General features: G+C 67.5%; 19 protein-coding genes. 9 read left to right on the plus strand and 10 right to left on the minus strand.

Features of this window, described 5'->3' with window-relative positions; all coding sequences use genetic code 11:
- Nucleotides 1-222 precede the first annotated feature (222 nt).
- Together ACFWQC_RS10475 and ACFWQC_RS10480 are read right to left on the minus strand one after the other, a co-directional pair.
- The gene (locus tag ACFWQC_RS10475; RefSeq protein ID WP_378676845.1) at nucleotides 223-1,113 is read right to left on the minus strand and encodes an NAD(P)-dependent oxidoreductase; all 891 of its coding nucleotides are present in this window, start codon (nucleotides 1,111-1,113) and stop codon (nucleotides 223-225) included.
- Nucleotides 1,114-1,126: 13 nt separating this feature from the next.
- Nucleotides 1,127-1,615: an ArsI/CadI family heavy metal resistance metalloenzyme gene (locus ACFWQC_RS10480; RefSeq protein ID WP_378676848.1), complete on the minus strand. Its 489-nt coding sequence runs from the start codon at nucleotides 1,613-1,615 to the stop codon at nucleotides 1,127-1,129.
- A gap of 186 nt (nucleotides 1,616-1,801) precedes the next feature.
- Here ACFWQC_RS10480 and ACFWQC_RS10485 point away from each other — a divergent pair, with 186 nt between their 5' ends.
- Nucleotides 1,802-2,170: a pyridoxamine 5'-phosphate oxidase gene (locus ACFWQC_RS10485; protein WP_378676851.1), complete on the plus strand. Its 369-nt coding sequence runs from the start codon at nucleotides 1,802-1,804 to the stop codon at nucleotides 2,168-2,170.
- 77 nt (nucleotides 2,171-2,247) lie between these two features.
- Complete coding sequence (locus tag ACFWQC_RS10490; RefSeq protein WP_378676854.1) at nucleotides 2,248-3,156, plus strand: NAD(P)H-binding protein; 909 nt, start codon at nucleotides 2,248-2,250, stop codon at nucleotides 3,154-3,156.
- A gap of 15 nt (nucleotides 3,157-3,171) precedes the next feature.
- Here the strand turns inward: ACFWQC_RS10490 and ACFWQC_RS10495 are convergent, their stop codons facing one another.
- Nucleotides 3,172-3,882 carry a CPBP family intramembrane glutamic endopeptidase gene (locus tag ACFWQC_RS10495; RefSeq protein ID WP_378676856.1) on the minus strand — a complete coding sequence of 237 codons (711 nt, stop codon included), beginning with the start codon at nucleotides 3,880-3,882 and terminating at the stop codon, nucleotides 3,172-3,174.
- Nucleotides 3,883-3,977: 95 nt separating this feature from the next.
- Nucleotides 3,978-4,955 (minus strand): cyclase family protein, encoded by a 978-nt coding sequence (locus tag ACFWQC_RS10500; protein WP_378676858.1) that lies wholly within the window; start codon nucleotides 4,953-4,955, stop codon nucleotides 3,978-3,980.
- Nucleotides 4,956-5,050: 95 nt separating this feature from the next.
- On the opposite strand from ACFWQC_RS10500, the gene ACFWQC_RS10505 reads away from it, so the two are divergent.
- The gene (locus ACFWQC_RS10505) at nucleotides 5,051-5,698 is read left to right on the plus strand and encodes a class I SAM-dependent methyltransferase (protein WP_378676861.1); all 648 of its coding nucleotides are present in this window, start codon (nucleotides 5,051-5,053) and stop codon (nucleotides 5,696-5,698) included.
- Between the two features lie 76 nt (nucleotides 5,699-5,774).
- Nucleotides 5,775-6,215, plus strand: coding sequence for an iron chaperone (locus tag ACFWQC_RS10510; RefSeq protein WP_378676864.1), 441 nt, complete (start codon nucleotides 5,775-5,777; stop codon nucleotides 6,213-6,215).
- On the opposite strand, the gene ACFWQC_RS10515 is transcribed toward ACFWQC_RS10510, so the two are convergent.
- Nucleotides 6,212-6,559, minus strand: a complete 348-nt coding sequence (locus ACFWQC_RS10515) for a hypothetical protein (RefSeq protein ID WP_378676866.1) — start codon at nucleotides 6,557-6,559, stop codon at nucleotides 6,212-6,214. The genes ACFWQC_RS10510 and ACFWQC_RS10515 overlap by 4 nt on opposite strands.
- A 39-nt stretch (nucleotides 6,560-6,598) precedes the next feature.
- Nucleotides 6,599-7,087 (minus strand): DUF1992 domain-containing protein, encoded by a 489-nt coding sequence (locus tag ACFWQC_RS10520; protein ID WP_378677255.1) that lies wholly within the window; start codon nucleotides 7,085-7,087, stop codon nucleotides 6,599-6,601.
- Between the two features lie 87 nt (nucleotides 7,088-7,174).
- Here ACFWQC_RS10520 and ACFWQC_RS10525 point away from each other — a divergent pair, with 87 nt between their 5' ends.
- The 3 genes from ACFWQC_RS10525 (at nucleotide 7,175) to ACFWQC_RS10535 (ending at nucleotide 9,786) form a co-directional block, all read left to right on the plus strand.
- Nucleotides 7,175-7,777 (plus strand): TetR/AcrR family transcriptional regulator, encoded by a 603-nt coding sequence (locus tag ACFWQC_RS10525; protein ID WP_378676869.1) that lies wholly within the window; start codon nucleotides 7,175-7,177, stop codon nucleotides 7,775-7,777.
- Nucleotides 7,778-8,134: 357 nt separating this feature from the next.
- On the plus strand, nucleotides 8,135-9,313 hold the full coding sequence (locus ACFWQC_RS10530) for a GNAT family N-acetyltransferase (protein WP_378676871.1): 1,179 nt from the start codon (nucleotides 8,135-8,137) through the stop codon (nucleotides 9,311-9,313).
- Nucleotides 9,286-9,786: an ASCH domain-containing protein gene (locus ACFWQC_RS10535; RefSeq protein ID WP_378676873.1), complete on the plus strand. Its 501-nt coding sequence runs from the start codon at nucleotides 9,286-9,288 to the stop codon at nucleotides 9,784-9,786. Before ACFWQC_RS10530 ends, ACFWQC_RS10535 begins: the two co-directional genes overlap by 28 nt.
- A 271-nt stretch (nucleotides 9,787-10,057) precedes the next feature.
- On the opposite strand, the gene dnaB is transcribed toward ACFWQC_RS10535, so the two are convergent.
- Nucleotides 10,058-12,622 carry a replicative DNA helicase gene (gene dnaB, locus ACFWQC_RS10540; RefSeq protein ID WP_378676876.1) on the minus strand — a complete coding sequence of 855 codons (2,565 nt, stop codon included), beginning with the start codon at nucleotides 12,620-12,622 and terminating at the stop codon, nucleotides 10,058-10,060.
- 470 nt (nucleotides 12,623-13,092) lie between these two features.
- On the opposite strand from dnaB, the gene ACFWQC_RS10545 reads away from it, so the two are divergent.
- Nucleotides 13,093-14,448, plus strand: a complete 1,356-nt coding sequence (locus ACFWQC_RS10545) for an MATE family efflux transporter (RefSeq protein ID WP_378676878.1) — start codon at nucleotides 13,093-13,095, stop codon at nucleotides 14,446-14,448.
- A gap of 69 nt (nucleotides 14,449-14,517) precedes the next feature.
- On the plus strand, nucleotides 14,518-15,093 hold the full coding sequence (locus tag ACFWQC_RS10550; RefSeq protein ID WP_378676881.1) for a DinB family protein: 576 nt from the start codon (nucleotides 14,518-14,520) through the stop codon (nucleotides 15,091-15,093).
- Nucleotides 15,094-15,144: 51 nt separating this feature from the next.
- On the opposite strand, the gene rplI is transcribed toward ACFWQC_RS10550, so the two are convergent.
- The 3 genes from rplI to ACFWQC_RS10565 form a co-directional block, all read right to left on the minus strand.
- Nucleotides 15,145-15,597: a 50S ribosomal protein L9 gene (rplI, locus tag ACFWQC_RS10555; protein ID WP_378676884.1), complete on the minus strand. Its 453-nt coding sequence runs from the start codon at nucleotides 15,595-15,597 to the stop codon at nucleotides 15,145-15,147.
- 11 nt (nucleotides 15,598-15,608) lie between these two features.
- A complete protein-coding gene (rpsR, locus tag ACFWQC_RS10560; RefSeq protein WP_008355445.1) occupies nucleotides 15,609-15,845 on the minus strand; it encodes a 30S ribosomal protein S18 in 237 nt (78 codons plus the stop codon).
- Nucleotides 15,846-15,942: 97 nt separating this feature from the next.
- Nucleotides 15,943-16,542 (minus strand): single-stranded DNA-binding protein, encoded by a 600-nt coding sequence (locus ACFWQC_RS10565; protein WP_378676889.1) that lies wholly within the window; start codon nucleotides 16,540-16,542, stop codon nucleotides 15,943-15,945.
- Nucleotides 16,543-16,571 lie beyond the last annotated feature (29 nt).

Consider the following 16,571-nt stretch of genomic DNA (forward strand, 5'->3'; position numbering starts at 1 on the left):
CCGTAGACCTCCTCCATCTTGCGCAGGCCCTTGGCGCGCTGCTCGGGAGGGGCGGCGCGCGGGCCGGGGCCCGCCCGCCGCGGCGCGGGCGGGGCCGCGCCCGCGCGGCGCCCGCCCCCGGGCGGCCCGCCGCCCCCCCCCCCCCCCCGGTGCGGGGGGGGGGCGCCACCCCGTACCCGCTGGGGGGGCCCGGGCCACCCGGGCCGGGGGCCCGACGAGCGGTCATCCCTGATCAGCCAGGAGCAGGTCGACCAGCGCGGTATAGCCCTGGTCGGCCAGCCCGGCCGCGATCGCCCGATCGCCGAGCGCCTTGAACCCCGCAGGTACGGAGGTGTCGACGCCGGCGCCGACGGTCTCCTCGAGAAGGTGCTCCATCGCAGCGACGTGGGTCGCCATCGTCGAGTCGTCACCGGGATGCTTGCCGGCGTCGATCTGTGCGGCGTACGCATCGAGCCAGCCGGCCGTGGTCGCGATCCCGCCTCGCGCGATCGGCAGGAAGTCCTCGGCCCGTACGCCGGCACGCTTCAGCACCGCGGCACCGTGCAGGAACCCGTTGAGGACCGACCACATGATCGCGAGGTTCGCGACGTCGTGGATGGCAGCGAGCCCCGGGTCGACGCCGAGGTGGCCGGCGCGACCGGCCAAGGTCCCCAGCTCCGGCCGACGGGCCTCGTACGCCTCCCGCGAGCCGCTGAACAAGATCGCCGTGTCCGTTCCGCCGATCTCGGCCGGTGCGGCAAGGATCGCTCCGTCGAGGTAGCGAGCACCCTGCTTCTCGACCCAGGCCGACAGGCTCCGGGCGTCCGCCGATGACCCGGAGGTGAGGTTGACGACGTCCTGGCCGGCGAGCAGGTCCTCGATCGGCGCCAGCACGCCGCGTACGGCCTCGTAGTCGGAGACGCAGATCAGGATCAGGTCTGCCGAGGAGACGGCGTCGGCCGCCTCCGCTGCGGACCAGGCGCCGGCCTCGACCAGGTCGTCGGCACGGCCCGGGGTCCGGTTCCAGATCGCTACGCGCCTGCCTGCGGCCAGCAGCGACCGCGCCAGCGCGGTGCCCATCGCGCCGAGCCCGAGCACGGTGACGTCGGCCTGAGTTCCATGGTGATGGTTCATCACAGCTCCTGGATCAGCAGCAGCCCGCGGCCACCGGCGCAGGTGCGGCATCTGATGCGGGCCCGACCTCGGCGGCGGTGCCGCAGCAGGTCGCCTCGCCGGACTTCTCGCCGGCTTCGGCCGCGTTGAAGGTCTCGCTGTCGGCCAGCACCGTGTAGACCTCCCAGCGCTCACCGTTCGGGGCGTTCTCGACCCAGAACTTGTCCTGCTTGGCGTAGCAACAGGTGGTGGCACGCTCGTCGACCGAGGCGAACCCGGCAGCTTGGAGCCGGACCTGCTCCGCGTCGACCGCGGTGGTGTCCTCGACCTCGACGCCGAGGTGGTTGATGGTGCCGCCCTGGCCGGCGTTCTCGACGAGGACCAGCTTGAGCGGCGGCTCGGCGACCGCGAAGTTCGCGTAGCCGGGCTTGGTCTTGGCCGGTTCGACACCGAACAGGGTCGAGTAGAACGCGATCGACTCCTCCAGATCGTCGACGTTGAGCGCGAGCTGAATGCGTGACATGGCTCCTCCTGGGGCTATATATCGACGACTATCGATGTATGACTCTCCACCTCATATCGATAGATGTCAATATCTAATTGGGTGGCAACGACTGCAGGGCGAACCGGCCCGGGCGAGGAACGCGAAGAGGCCGGGCACCGGCGAGGACCTCGACCTCCCGCCACGCCCCGGCCTAGGGTGACCGGCATGAGCATCCCGGTCGCCCTGCCCGATCTCGCCGTGACCCTCGAGCGGTTCGGCAGCGGGTTCCTGCTGACCACCGCGGGCGAGCGGATCAAGGTCGTGGTCGTGGACCCGGTCGTCGACGGCTCGACCCTGCGGATCTCCGATCCCGGCGGCGGCACCCGGGCCAACCTCGCCACCAACCCGGTGCTCACGCTGACGTACGCGCCGCTCACACCGCGCGACCATGCGCTGATCGTCGACGGCACCGGCCGCGTGGAGGGGTCCGATGTCGTCGTGACGCCTACCGGCGCGGTGCTGCACCGACCGGCATCGCACGCGTCCGGGCCGGTCTCCGAGGACGGCTGCGGGCAGGACTGCCGTCCGGTCTGAGGCAGGTGAGGGACGCGGCGAAGGGCGCCGTCCGCGCGTCGCGCCGCGAGGCATGACGGCGTCCGTAGGCTCGACCCATGGAGACCTCGACCACCGTGCTCGTCACCGGCGCGACCGGGTTCATCGGTCGGCGCCTGGTCGCGGAGCTGACCGCACGCGACCTCACCGTACGCGCGATGACCCGGCGCCCGGGCGATTACGACGGTCCCGGCGAACCGGTGGGTGCAGACGTCGACGATCCCACCACATTGCCGGCCGCGCTCGACGGGGTCGATGTGGCGGTCTATCTGGTGCACTCCCTCGACCACGACGACTTCGAGGAGCGCGACGCCCGGGCCGCCAAGTCCTTCGGGGCCGCCGCCGCCCGGGCCGGGGTGCGCCAGATCGTCTATCTCGGCGGGCTCGGCGACGACGGCGACCTGTCGCCCCACCTGCGCTCCCGACGCGAGGTCGAGGCCCTGCTCGGCGAGGCCGGCGTCCCGGTCACGGTGCTGCGAGCCGCGATCGTCGTCGGCCGCGGCGGCGTCTCCTGGGAGCTGACCCGGCAGCTGGTCAAGAACCTCCCCGCCATGGTGGTGCCGAGGTGGACGGCCACCCGGACGCAGCCCGTCGCCGTCGACGACGTGATCCGTTATCTCGCCGGCGTCATCGACAACCAGGACGCGATCGGCGAGATCTTCGAGATCGGCGGCCCCGAGGCGATGACGTACGTCGACATGCTGACCGTCGCCTCCGAGGTGGCCAACGGCCGAACGATCCCGGTCGTCCCGGTGCCGGTGCTGACGCCCAGGTTGTCGTCGTACTGGCTGGCGCTGGTGACCAACGTCGACGTGACCACCGGGCGCAACCTGATCGACTCGATGACCACGGAGGTGGTCGTGCGCGACCGGCGCATCCTCGATGTCGTGCCCGGCGAACCGCTCCCCTATCGAGAGGCCGTACGTCGCGCCCTGGCCGAGCGGCTGGCCGACGAGAACGCGCTCTGAGCCACCGCCGGCGGCTCAGCCGAAGAGCAGAGGCAGCGCGAGCAGCATCGACAGCGACCACGCGCAGTGGGTGAGGATCGGCGCGAGGACGCCGCCCGACGCGCGCCGCTCGAGCCCGACCACGACCCCGAGCAGGATCGCCGCGAAGGCCAGCATCACGTTGCCGGTCGCGAGCGTCGCGATCACGTAGGCCACCGACGTCCATGCGACCGGATGACGAGGTAGGGCGGCGTAGACCGCGCCGCGGAAGAACAGCTCCTCCGCCACCCCGTTGACGGCCGTCACCACGACCAGGATCGGGAGCGAGCCTTGGTCGGCGAAATCGAGCACCGAGCGCACCTGCCGGTCCAGCCACGGGATCTCGCGCACGACGAGACCGCCGATCACGAAGACCCCGGCCAGACCGAGGCCGAGCAGGATCGGCGGCAGCACCGGGCGTACGAGCCGCCGTCGGCCCTCCTCGTCCTGGCGGCGCCAGGCACCGATCCGTCCCAGATGCAGCGGCCCGGACGCGAAGGCGCCGACGGCCCAGACTCCGGCCAGGGCGAAGGTCGCCGGATAGAACCAGACGCTGCCCGGCTCGATGCGGAGCGATACGCCGAGCACCAACGCACCGAGCACCACGAATCCGACCGTGACCGCCTGGCGGCGCCGCAAGCCGGCGTCGCTCTGACGGTGATCGCGCGGCACGACGTCCCACAAGGACCTGCGCATCCAGCTGCGCACGGCACTCCCCTCGCTCCGGTGCTGCGTTCGCGTCCAACGTACGTGGCCGGCAAGCCAACCACACCGGACCGGGTCGGCCCGCGACCGAAGTGTCGTCAGATGATCGCGACGGCGTTCGCCGGTGAACCGGTCGCACCGGTGACGTTGAGCGGTTTGATATTGAGGAAGGCGTCCCACCGCTGCAGCTCGTCCATCCGACGTGCCAGAGGCCCGAGCCGCCAGAGTTCGCCGAGCGGCATACCGAGCTTGGCCAGGAACTCCTGGTGCATCATGCCGCGGTCGTTCGGCGCCGACTGGACGAAGGGCGAGCCGGGCACGGGCGGCAGGCACTCGACCGCGAACGTGTCCGCCGCGAGCAGGGCGAGACCGGAGTCCCAGGCCCAGTCGAGGACCTCCTCGCTCTGCTCGATGCCGGTGGCGCGGCCGAGGGCCTGCTGAGCCAGCTTCTGCTCGGCGGTGAGCTCGAGGAACCACTCGCACCACCCGGTGTGGAGCATCACGATGTCACCGGCACGCAGCTCGATCGCCTGCGCGGTGAGAGCCTGGTCGATGTAGTCGTACGGGATCGGCTGGCCGGCCTCGTGGTCGAGAGTCTCGTCGCGCCGGGCGAGGAGGCCTGCGATGTCCACCAGGACTCCCCTGCTGACGATGGGGCGGTCGGCCCAGACCTGGATGCCGATCTCCTCGGTCCCCGGGATGATCAGCTCGTCGGCGGTCTCGCCGTAGAAACCGACGTCGTCGGCCCGCCTGTGACGCAGCCCGTCGACCTGGGTCGAGGACTGGAGGTAGTAGCCGTCGAGATAGTCGGCGCGGTGAGCCGGGCCGTTGCCGTAGATGACGTGCTCGGCCGGCTTCTCGGTCCTGGACATCCCGGGCATGAACGCGTTGATCGGGTAGTCCAGCCCGAAGGTCTCGCCCAGCTGGACGAGACCGGCCGCGGCCACGACGCTCTGCTCGTCCGCGAACGACGGCGTACCGCGCCACGGGTCCGCGAAGAGCTCCCAGGAAGTGCCCCGCAGCGATCCGGGCCGGTCGTGGAGCTCGGCCCTGCTCGGGCGGTCATGCGTGGTCATGGTCGTGTCCGTTCGTCTCAGACCGGCTGGCTGCCGTGCCCCCACGCGGCTCGCCTCAGTATCTCGCGCTTCGCCGTGTCCTAGAGTCACTTTCGATGCCCGACAACTGGCTGAACGAGACCCGCGAGTCGTACGACACCGATGCCGCCGGCTATGCCGAGAAGGTACGCGGCCTGCTGGACGGTCGTCCTTACCTGCGCGCGGGTCTGGCGGTGTTCGCCGAGGCCGTGCGCGAGGGCGGGGGCGGGCCCGTCGCCGATGTCGGCTGCGGCCCGGGCTATGTCACCCGGCATCTGCACGACCTCGGCGTCGACGCGTTCGGGATCGACCTCTCCCCCGAGATGATCGCCATCGCCCGGCAGGACCATCCCGGTCTCGGGTTCGAGGTCGGGTCGATGACCGATCTGCCGCTGGCGGACCGGTCTCTCGGCGGCGTACTCGCCTTCTGGTCGGTCATCCACATCCCCGACGCGGCGGTGCCCGGAGTGTTCGAGGAGTTCCAGCGGGTGCTGCGGCCCGGCGGTTCGGTGCTGGTCGGGTTCCACGTCGGCGACGAGACTCAGCGTTCGACCACCGGCTACACCGGGCGCGCGATCAGCGTCGACAGCCACCGGCGTACGCCCGAGCAGATCTCCCAGTGGCTGCGCGAGGCCGGGTTCAGCATCGAGGCCGAGCTCCTCATGCGGCCCGACGACGATGTCCCGGGCGCGATCGTCTTCGCCCGGAAACCTCGCCCCGACTGATCAGGAACGAAGAAGCGTACGGAGCCTCGGCCTCCTTAGGCTCGTCTCAACGGACCCGATAGGAAGGAAAAGACCGATGGCGAAGAGCACCACGTTCACCGAGGAAGAGAAGGCCGCCATGAAGGAGGCCGCCGCCGAGCGTCGGACGGCCGCCAAGCGTGGGACCGGCAGCAAGAAGGCCGCGGCCGACCTCGCAGACTGCCTCGAGAAGATCGAGGCCATGGACGACAACGACCGCGCGATCGGCGAGACGCTCCACCGGATCGTCACCACGCACGCGGCTGACCTCGCCCCGAAGACCTGGTACGGCATGCCCGCCTATGCCAACTCCGACGGCAAGGTCGTGGTCTTCTACAAGTGCGCCGGGAAGTTCAAGATGCGCTACGCCGAGGTCGGCTTCCAGGAGTGGGCGAACCTCGACGACGGCGACATCTGGCCGACCGTCTTCGCCGTGACCTCGATGACGCCGGCCGTCGAGGAGAAGCTCACCGAGCTGGTGAAGCGGGCGGTCCGCTAGCCGGCGTGATGCTCGCGGTAGCGCTGGTAGAGCCGCTCCAGGAACCCGTCGAGCTCGGCGGCCATCTCCTCGTCCAACGTGGGAAAGGAGAAGGTCGCCTTGCCCGTACGCCGCTTGCGGAACGCCTCCGATGAGCCCTCGAGCGCTTCCGGCCAGGTGTCGACGGCGATCGCGTAGAGGCTCACCTTCTGCGCGCTCCGCTTGACCGCGGCGAAGTAGTCATGGGCACCCGAACCCGGCCAGCGCAGCGACGGCATCCCGTAGATCGTCGCGTCCTCGAGCTCGTTGCGATAACGGGCGAGGAGCGCCCAGATCCGGTCTTCGACGGCATCGAGGTCGGCCATTGAGCGAGCGTACCGAACGCGTGATGCTCCCCGAGGCGCTCAGCGGCGACGGAAGAGCCGGAACCGACGGCTTCGCCGATCATCCCTGGCTGCCGGTTCGCGAGGTCTCCTCTCTCGCGCCGCGCGGCGGGCGGCCCATTCGGCCACCGTGGTGTCGGGGTCGCGTGGCATCGTGATCAGCGGCGGCCCCGCCGGGGGTTCATATCGGGCGCGGATCACTTGTGCGTTGAAGTCGTCGATCTCGCGACGTACGGCCTTCTCGTCTGCCACCTGATCCAGGCGCCCGTCCAGTGCGGCGTCATCCTTGCGGAGCTGGATCGACGGCGGCAGCAGCGCAACGTGCTGTCGCTCGATGAGGCTCCTGATCCACCACTCCGGATCGTGCTGGTCCGGTAGGTCGATCGGCTCACCACTGCCGGGCAGGTCGTCGAAGTCGCCGCGCGCGATCGCCTTGCGGACCTGGAAGTCGGCGAGCAGAGCGACCGCGACGGCGTCGTCGATCGCGAAGGCGTACGGGTCGTGGTGCATCACCTTTGGTCACCTCCACTCCATCGACTGCGGATATAAGTCACCTGTATTATGTCACGCGTATTGAAACGACGAAGGGGACAAGCGATGCCGAAGCAGGTCGACCACCGCGAGCGACGAGAGGCGATCGCGCATGCGCTGTGGCGGGTGGTCGAACAACAGGGCTGGCCCCGAGCGACCATGCGCGAGGTCGCCCGCGAAGCGGATGTCTCTCTCGGGCAGCTTCAGCACTACTTCTCGTCCCGGACCGCGATGCTGACCTTCGCGATGGAGTTCGCCGCCGAACAGACCTCAGACCGGGTCGCGCGCGGCCTGACCGGTCTCGACCAGCCGCCACACCCCCAGGACGTGCTCCGGGTGGTGCTCACCGAGATGCTGCCGCTGCACCCCGATAGGCGCGCCACCAGCCGGATGAACGCCGCGTACGTCCTCGAAGCACTGCACGACCCCGAACTGCGCGAGGTGGCCGGCGTCGGCCTGCGCGAGGGTCGCGACATGGTCGAGCGTCTCGTCCGAGAGGCGATGGCTGACGGACACATCTCCGCCGACCGCAACCTTGCGATCGAGACGGACCTCATCCTCTCGCTGACCGGATTCGCGCCGCTGCTGGAGCTCGGCGTGGTCACACCCCAGGCCGCAATCGCGGCCATCGACCAGCACCTGGACAGGCTCTTCTCGCCCGCATCATGATGACCGGCCGGGGATCCACAGCCGATGCCGTTGAGGCAGGGAAGATCGACCTCGCACCTGCAGAGCAGTTTGACGAGATCGGTCAATCACTGACTCCTCGTCAGGTCGGTCAGCGTCGAGCGGATCACGCAGGCGCCCACCCACCCAAGACCCGACGCTGCCGCTGGCGGTCGAGACAGAAGCCCTCCGATGAGCCCTCGAAGTAACAGGCGAGGAGCGCCCAGATCCGCTCTTCAACGACATCGAGTTTTGGTATCGACGCAATGTAGGGTCGCACCGCCCAGTATCAAGGCTGAGCAGGCAGCGCGGATTGGCCCAACCACACCTGGGTCGAACGATGAAGTCGATCAACTTCTCTTGGCTTCCGTTCTCGGAGATGCCATTGAGTACCTAGTCACCGAAGACGCCGGGATACATAGACGCGCCGGCTTATTGGGAGTATCGGACCGAGTTCTGACCCTGGCCGACGCAACCGCCATGCTCGCGAACCTCCATGCAGCGGCGCCGACTCCTCCGCCATCAGTTAAAACAGTCAAGACCCACGAACTAAGCCTTGACGACCCGATTTTCGACGGACTCAAGGATGATTACGCAGGATTCGAATCCTGGTTCAAGAGAGCCGCAAGAACGCAGCGGGACGCACTGCTTATCGACGGGGGTGGACGGCACGCAGCGATCGCGATCATCAAGAAGGAGCCAGGAGGTGAGTTTGGCCTTCCGGGACCGCAGTTGAAGATATGCACCTTTAAAGTCGCTGCGGAGTACAGTGGACAGAAGTATGGCGAGCTCCTACTGAAGGCATTGTTTGATCGGTCGCGAAGTGAAAGATCAGTTGGCCTGTACGTAACGGTCTTGGATAAGCAATCGCAATTGATTGCTCTACTCAGGGACTTCGGCTTCGAGCCGCTCAACGAAGTGAGGACTGAGATCGGCGAGATGGTCTTTGCAAAGCCGCACAACGTGCCCCCGGTCCCAGGCTTGTCTGCTCTCGCATCACACATTCGCTACGGTACGCCGTGTGTCACGTTGGACGGAACTCAACCATTTGTTGTACCCATCGAGCCCCGTTGGCATCGGGTGCTGTTCCCAGACGCCGAGCCTCCAGACGACGGCCTTTTCCCCGCCACCCTCGGCTTGTCGACCAAGCCATTCGGGAACGCACTGCGGAAGGCCTATCTATGCAACGCGCCGACGCGCCTCCTGCGGCCAGGGGACCCTTTGCTGTTCTATCGGAGCAGAGACGAGAAGGCGGTGTACGTGGTAGGAGTCTGCGAGGACACGCTCGTCAGCAGGAACCCGGACGAGGTGGTAGCGGCAGTCGGCCGGCGGACTGTCTACTCCCTTGACGAGATCCGAGCGCTGACGCGTCTGGGCGAGGTACTGGTTGTGATGTTCCGCCAGGACAGGGTCTTTCGCGACGACCCGCTGACTATCGGCGAGTTGCAGGCTGGCAGAGTCCTCAGATCATGGCCTCAGTCAATCACCCGAACCCGGAAGGAGGGGGCCTCATGGCTGGCGCAGCGATTGGCCGTGTAGCGCTCTTCTCGATCCATCCTACGTACGCCGAGGCGATCCTCGACGGCAGCAAGCAGGTCGAGTTCCGTCGGCAGGCACTGCGTAGCGACGTCAGTCACGTCATCATCTACGCCACGTCACCCCGGAAGCGGATTGTTGGCGTCTTTGAGGTCGACGGTGTCGACGCGGTTTCACCACGCCAGGCTTGGGCGCAATACCGAACAGTTGGCGGCATCGACAAGGCGTCGTTCGACCGCTACTACGAAGGGGCGGCGCGGGCGTACGTCATCCGAGTCCGTACAGCGCACGCAACCGCCCGTCCCTTCGCCCTCGCGGAGATCGATGACGAACTGCGCCCGCCGCAGTCCTACCAATATCTACGCGGCGCCCAATTAGAGCAGGCTCATCGATTGCTAACGGCTGATCAATCGCGCCCAGGAATGCAGTGGCGTCTTGCCGCTGCTGGTCAGCAGGTGCTCGCAGGCACCCAATAATGGGCCACGCGGGGCGTCAGAAGTTCCTCCCGCCCCAAGTCAGGTGCCCTTGGCTGGACCGTGGATCGGCTCCGTCGAGACGGTAACTGGAACGGACGTCGGCGCAGCCCCTGAGTTGTGGCGATCGTCGATTGCAGCCTTGGTTGCGAGTTGGCTAAGGATCCAACGACAAGATGAATAAGGAGCTCGTCGAGCGAGCGCAGGTCCCGCGGCATCCTTCGGAGTCTTTGGCAATCAGATCACCGCATACTTGCAGCAACGACCGTGAACGTCAGTGGGCCATGTCGACGAAGCGGCTGTAGTGGCCCTGGAAGGCGACGACGAGGTCGCGGGTGGGGCCGTTACGGTGCTTGGCGATGATCACGTCGGCCTCGCCGGGGCGGGTCGACTCCTTCTCGTAGACGTCGTCGCGGTGGAGGAGGACGACCATGTCGGCGTCCTGCTCCAGCGAGCCTGACTCACGGAGGTCGGAGACGGCCGGGCGCTTGTCGGCGCGCTGCTCGGAACCACGGTTGAGCTGGGACAGCGCGATGATCGGGACCTCGAGCTCCTTGGCCAGCAGCTTGATCTGGCGGGAGAACTCGGAGACCTCGAGCTGACGGGACTCGACCTTCTTGCCGGAGCTCATCAGCTGGAGGTAGTCGATGACGATGAGCCGGAGATCGTGGCGTTGCTTGAGCCTTCTGGCCTTGCTCCGGATCTCCATCATCGTCATGTTCGGGCTGTCGTCGATGAACATCGGCGCGCTGGAGACCTCGCCCATCTTGCGGGCCAGCTTGTTCCAGTCGTCGTCGGACATGTTGCCGTTGCGGATGTGGTTGAGCGGCACCTTGGCCTCTGCCGAGAGGAGACGCATGGTGATCTCGGAGCGGCTCATCTCCAGGCTGAAGAAGACGCTGGTCAGGTTGTTGTGGATCGAGGCTGCCCGACAGAAGTCGAGAGCCAACGTCGAATTGTGGGTCGGGATCATCGAGCGACCGGCCAGGTAGAGGTGCTCGTCGTTGTCGACCTGCACGCAACGTACGGGGACGCTTTCGATCTTGCGCACCGACTTGATGTAGCGACGCCCGATCCGCGAAGTCGTCTCGGGGCGCTCCTCCTTGTGAAGGATCTGCTTGCGGGGCAGACGGAAGACGTCATCGACGGTCGAGAAGTTGAGGATGTAGCACGTCGAAGAAGCCTCGGAACGCCCCTTGACCTGCTTGGTCGTACGCCCGCACTTGTAGCCGAGACTGACGACGAGCTCGTAGACGTCATCCGCCAACCGCTTGCTGGTGACCGCGAACTGACAGGACCCAACGCCCTTGACGACGGTGCCGTCCGTATCCATCAGGCCGGCCAGAAGCTCGCGCCGCTGGGACTCGGAAGCACGGAGATAATCGACCGGGATGTGCTTGTTGTTGAGCACATCGATCTTGCGGAGAAGCGCCGTGAAAGTGCCATGATCGTCGTGGCACGCGACGCATCTCGAACGATGAGGGGTGGCAGGTGCGCCGCACGACAGACACGCACCGCCGTGGTGACTGGGATCATCGGGCGTCTTGATGCTGTAGAGCATCGCGCCGCGGTGCTCGACGTGCATGCCGCAGCCCTCGATGAACATCGGGATCTCGTCCGTCTCGCACGTGATACGCGCACCCGCGCTGTGACCATCACCGAGCCATGCGCCGAGGACGTAGGGCGGGATCGCGAGGTCAGCGACACCCGCGTTGAGCGATGACGCGTTGAGGACGGCGTGGTTGGCCCGTTCGTCGGCACCGACCGTCAACGTACGCTCGATCTGCTCGGTGGTGACGACCTCGGCGAAGATCCGCTGGTTGCGTGCTCGGTTGTAGTGGTTGTCGGCGGCCCACTTGGACTTGCGCGCTGCCCGGGTCTCGGTCAGCCACTGGTGCTCCGCGTCAGCAACAATGGACGACCCATCGGAAAAGGTGACCTCGTAGCACGGCCGCCCCTCCATGACCTCGGTCGCCGCGACAACTCGCGTTGGGTGGCCGTCGGCTGCGTACAAGAAGTCTCCAACCTGCACCTCGCCCATCGTCGTCCACCCGTAAGGCGTCGCAAGCGGGGTGTCGAGCGCGAGTGCCTTGCCCATAGCCGGACGAGCCGCGACGATGATCATCTGCCCGCCGTGGAAGCCGTTGGTGAGCTCGTCGAAGTCGGCGAATCCGGTGGGGACGCCGTAGAGGCCGGCCTCGCGGTTGGAGATCGCCTCGATCTCGTCGAGGACGCCGTCCATGATGTCGGCGAGCGGGGAGTAGTCCTCACCGGAGCGCTTGTCGGTGAGCTTGAAGACCTCGGCCTGGGCCTCGTCGACGATGTTGTCGACCTCGCCCTCGCCGGCGTAGCCGATCTGCACGATCTTGGTGCCGGCCTCGACCAGGCGGCGCAGGACCGACTTCTCGCGGACGATCTCGCCGTAGTAACCGGCGTTGGCGGCGATCGGGACGTTGGAGGCGAGCGTGTGCAGGTAAGGGGCGCCACCGATGCGCTCCAGCTCAGCCTTGCGGCGCAGCTCGTCGGCGACGGTGACCATGTCGGCGGGCTCGCCGCGACCGTAGAGGTCGATGATCGCGTCGTAGATGGTCTCGTGCGTGGGGCGGTAGAAATCGGTGCCGCGCAGCGTCTCGGAGACGTCGGCGATGGCGTCCTTCGAGATCAGCATCGAACCGAGGACGGCCTGCTCGGCGGCCATGTCCTGCGGTGGCGTGCGGTCGTTGACCGCGCGCGGGGCGTTGCCCGGTTCGTACGCCGCGGGGCCGTCGCCCCACTCCTCGAACGGCGGCTCCGGGAAGTCGCCCGGACCGCCCATCGAGCCGGTCTCAGTGACGCTCATTCCCTTGCCCCTCCGTGGTCTGCGGTTCGTCGCGGCGTGATCTCGGTCGATTCGGTCCCACGCTAGAGGTGGGCACCGACAGTTCTGCTTGCGCAGTCCTGGGCCGACCCTCGACGACACCTCAAGTCTCTGCGACCTTACGTCGCATCCCACATCGGCGACAGCAGGTTATCCACAGGCCCTGGGGATAACCGGGGGATAGCGGTGGACGACACCCTGGTCAATGTGAACAGCCTGGGGAACTGCCTGTGCATAACTAGGGTCACCCGATTGGTAAAGCACCTCTGACCTGGGACTTTGTTGTCCATAGGTTGTGGACGAAAGAAAGTCGGCAGCCCATCGGGATTCATCGCCGAGATCGTCGTACCCCCTTGGGCGTTTTGTCGACATAGCGCCGCAACGACGTTTTCCACAGGTTTTCCACCTGCCCTGAACAACGCCCCGCGCCGACGGTGTTTAACCTTGAGACCGTGACGAGCCGGGCGGATGCGAAGAGCTACTCGAAGACCGACCGCCGAGGTCTCGACAAGGAGATCTGGCGGCTCGCGATCCCCGCCTTTCTGGCCCTCGTCGCCGAGCCGCTCTTCCTGCTGGCGGACTCCGCGATCGTCGGCCACCTCGGCACCCGCGAGCTCGCCGGCCTCGGTGTCGCGGGCGTCGTGCTCCAGACGATCGTCGGGCTCTGCGTCTTCCTCGCGTACGGCACCACAGCATCGGTCGCCCGCCGCATCGGCGCCGGCGACACCGCCGGTGCGCTCCGGCAGGGCATCGACGGGATCTGGCTCGCAGTCATCATCGGGGTCGTCGTCACGATCCCGGTGATGGTCCTGGCCGAGCCGCTCAGCCGGGCGGTCGGAGCGGGCGACGAGGTGGTCGGCCCGGCGACCACCTACCTCCGGATCGCCGTCCTCGGCGTGACACCGCTGTTGATGATGCTCGCGGCCACCGGCGTGCTCCGTGGGCTGCAGGACACCAAGACCCCGCTGGTCGCGGCGGTCGTGGCCAACGTACTCAACATCGTGCTCAACCTCGCCCTCGTCTACGGCGCCGGGCTCGGCATCGCCGGTTCGGCGATCGGCTCGGTGATCGCGCAGGTCCTGGCGGCCGGGATGCTGACGTACGTCGTGGTGCGGGCCGCCCGCGGCCAAGGCGTGCCGCTGCGCCCGGATGCGCCCGGGATCCGGGCCTCCGCGCGGGCCGGGGTGGCCCTCGTGGTCCGAACGCTGACGCTGCGCATGGCGCTGCTGGTCACGACGTACGCCGTCACCCACCTCGCCGTCGGCGACCAGGCCGTCGCCCTGGCGACCCACCAGATCGCCTTCACGCTGTGGACGTTCCTGGCGTTCGTGCTCGATGCGATCGCGATCGCCGCACAGGCGCTGACCGGGCGGTCGCTGGGGGCCGGCGACACCCGGGAGACCCGGGCCATCACGGCCCGGATGGTGTGGTGGGGCGTTGTGATCGGGGTCGCGGCCGGCGTACTCCTGGCTGCTCTCTCCCCGTTCCTCGGCGCCCTCTTCACCCAAGACCAGGCGGTGCGGGAACTGTTGGTGCCGGTGGTGATCGTGGCGGCGATCGCGCAGCCGATCGCGGGCGTCGTCTTCGTGCTCGACGGGGTGCTCATCGGTGCCGGCGACGGGCGGTATCTGGCCTGGGGTGGGGTCTGGACCCTCGTCGCCTATGTCCCGCTCGTCGCGCTGGCGGTCGCCCTCGGCGGTGGGCTGGCGTGGGTGTGGATCACCTTCGCGGTCGGCTTCATGGGCGCCCGCTTCGTGGTGCTGACGCTCCGTGCACGCAGCGACCGCTGGCTGGTCACCGGCGCCTGAGCCCGGTCTCCAGGCATCGGTCCCGCATACTCACTTGTGCCCAGCCCGGGCGCACGCCATGGTCATCCCATGGCGACCGACCCGAAGACCACCTTGAAGAAGTACATCGACGCCCGCCGCGAGGCGCTGATCTCCAAGGTCGAGGGCCTCTCGGAGCGGGAGGCGCGGCTGCCGCGTACACCGACGGGCACCAGTCTTCTCGGCATCATCAAGCATGTCACCGGGGTCGAGGCCGTCTATCTCGGGGCGACGTTCGGGCGTCCGTACCCGCATCCCGAGGAGCTGATCTCGGACGAGCAGTTCGACGTCGACCCGCAAGCGGACTGGTACGCCACCGAGGACGAGACGATCGAGGGCATCATCGACCTCTACCGCCGGGTCATCGCCCACGGTGACGAGACGATCGAGGCACTGTCTCTGGACGCCATCGGGCATGTGCCGCACTGGGGCAACGAGGAAGTCACCCTGCACCAGATGCTGGTGCACCTCTTCGCCGATCTCGCCGGTCACGGCGGACAGGCCGACATCCTTCGCGAAGAGGCCGACGGCGCCGTCGGCTGGCGCAAGTCGGGCGACAACATCCCGTCGGAGTACGACTGGCCGGCGTACGTCGCCAAGCTGACCGACATCGCGAACAAATTCTGAAACGAACAGGCCCGCCTCCCGGAGGAGGCGGGCCTGTGTGGAATCCCTAGATCAAGCGGGGACCACGTTGAGGGCCAGCTTGGCGGACACCTCGTCGTGGAGCTTGACGGAGACCTCGTGAGCACCGAGCGCCTTGATCGGGTTGCCCAGCGCGATGGTGCGCTTGTCGATCGACTCGCCGGTGGTCTCCGAGACCGCGGAGGCGATGTCGGCGGCGGTGACGGCGCCGTAGAGGCGGCCGTCCTTGCCGGAGCGGACCTTCACGTTGACCGTGTTGGCCTCGAGCTTGCCCTTGATCTCGGCGGCGTGAGCCTCGTCGCGCACGGAGCGAGCCGAGCGCGCAGCCTTGATCGAGTCGGCCTGCGACTCGGCGCCGCGGCTCCAACGGATGGCGTCGCCACGCGGGATCAGGTAGTTGCGGGCGTAGCCGTCCTTGACCTCGACGACGTCACCGGCGGAACCCAGCCCGGTGACCTCCTGCTGAAGGATGATCTTGGTAGCCATGTCGATCCTCCTCAGCGACCGGTGGAGGTGTAGGGCAGCAGAGCAACCTCGCGCGCGTTCTTGACGGCGATGGCCACGTCGCGCTGGTGCTGGACGCAGTTGCCGGTCACGCGACGGGCGCGGATCTTGCCGCGGTCGGAGATGAACTTACGGAGGAGGGTGGCGTCCTTGTAGTCGACACCGGTCGCCTTCTCCTTGCAGAACTGGCAAACCTTCTTCTTAGGCTTGCGAATCACTGCCTTGGCCATTGTGGTGCTTCCTTTCTAGAAGCCCGGCCCCAGCCGCGGAGCGGCATATGGGTTGAGTACCGGAATGGTTGAGGGATTCGGAATGTGGATCTGTTGATCAGAAGGGAGGCTCGTCGTTGCCCACGCCCGGGGCCGCCCACGGGTCGTTGGCCGGCGCGCCGCCGCCCGCGTTGGCGGGCTGCTGCGGAGCCGGCGAGGCCCACGGGTCGTTGCCACCGGCCGGAGCCTGCTGGCCACCGCCCTGGGGGCCGCCGTAGCCGCCACCCTGGTTGTAGCCACCGCCGCCGCCTTGGTTGTAACCGCCGCCGCCACCACCCTGGCCGCCGGACTGGCGGCTGGCCTTGGTGACCTTGGCGGTCGCGTAGCGGAGCGAGGGACCGATCTCGTCGCACTCGAGCTCGAAGACAGTGCGCTTCTCGCCCTCACGCGTCTCGTAGGACCTCGACTTCAGGCGACCCTGAGCGACGACACGCATGCCGCGCTGCAGGGACTCGGCGACGTTCTCAGCAGCCTGGCGCCAGATCGAGCAGCGCAGGAAGAGGGTCTCCCCGTCCTCCCACGCGTTGGTCTGGCGGTTGAAGCTGCTGGGCGTCGAAGCAATCGTGAAGTTGGCAACGGCTGCACCGGACGGCGTGAAGCGAAGCTCCGGGTCGTCGGTGAGGTTGCCGATCACGGTGATGACGGTGTCGCCTGCCATGAGATCTCCCTTGAGTCTGATCTGGGTGT

Origin of the sequence: Nocardioides sp. NPDC058538 (assembly GCF_042719275.1) — a bacterium.
In the GTDB taxonomy this organism is placed as follows: domain Bacteria; phylum Actinomycetota; class Actinomycetes; order Propionibacteriales; family Nocardioidaceae; genus Nocardioides.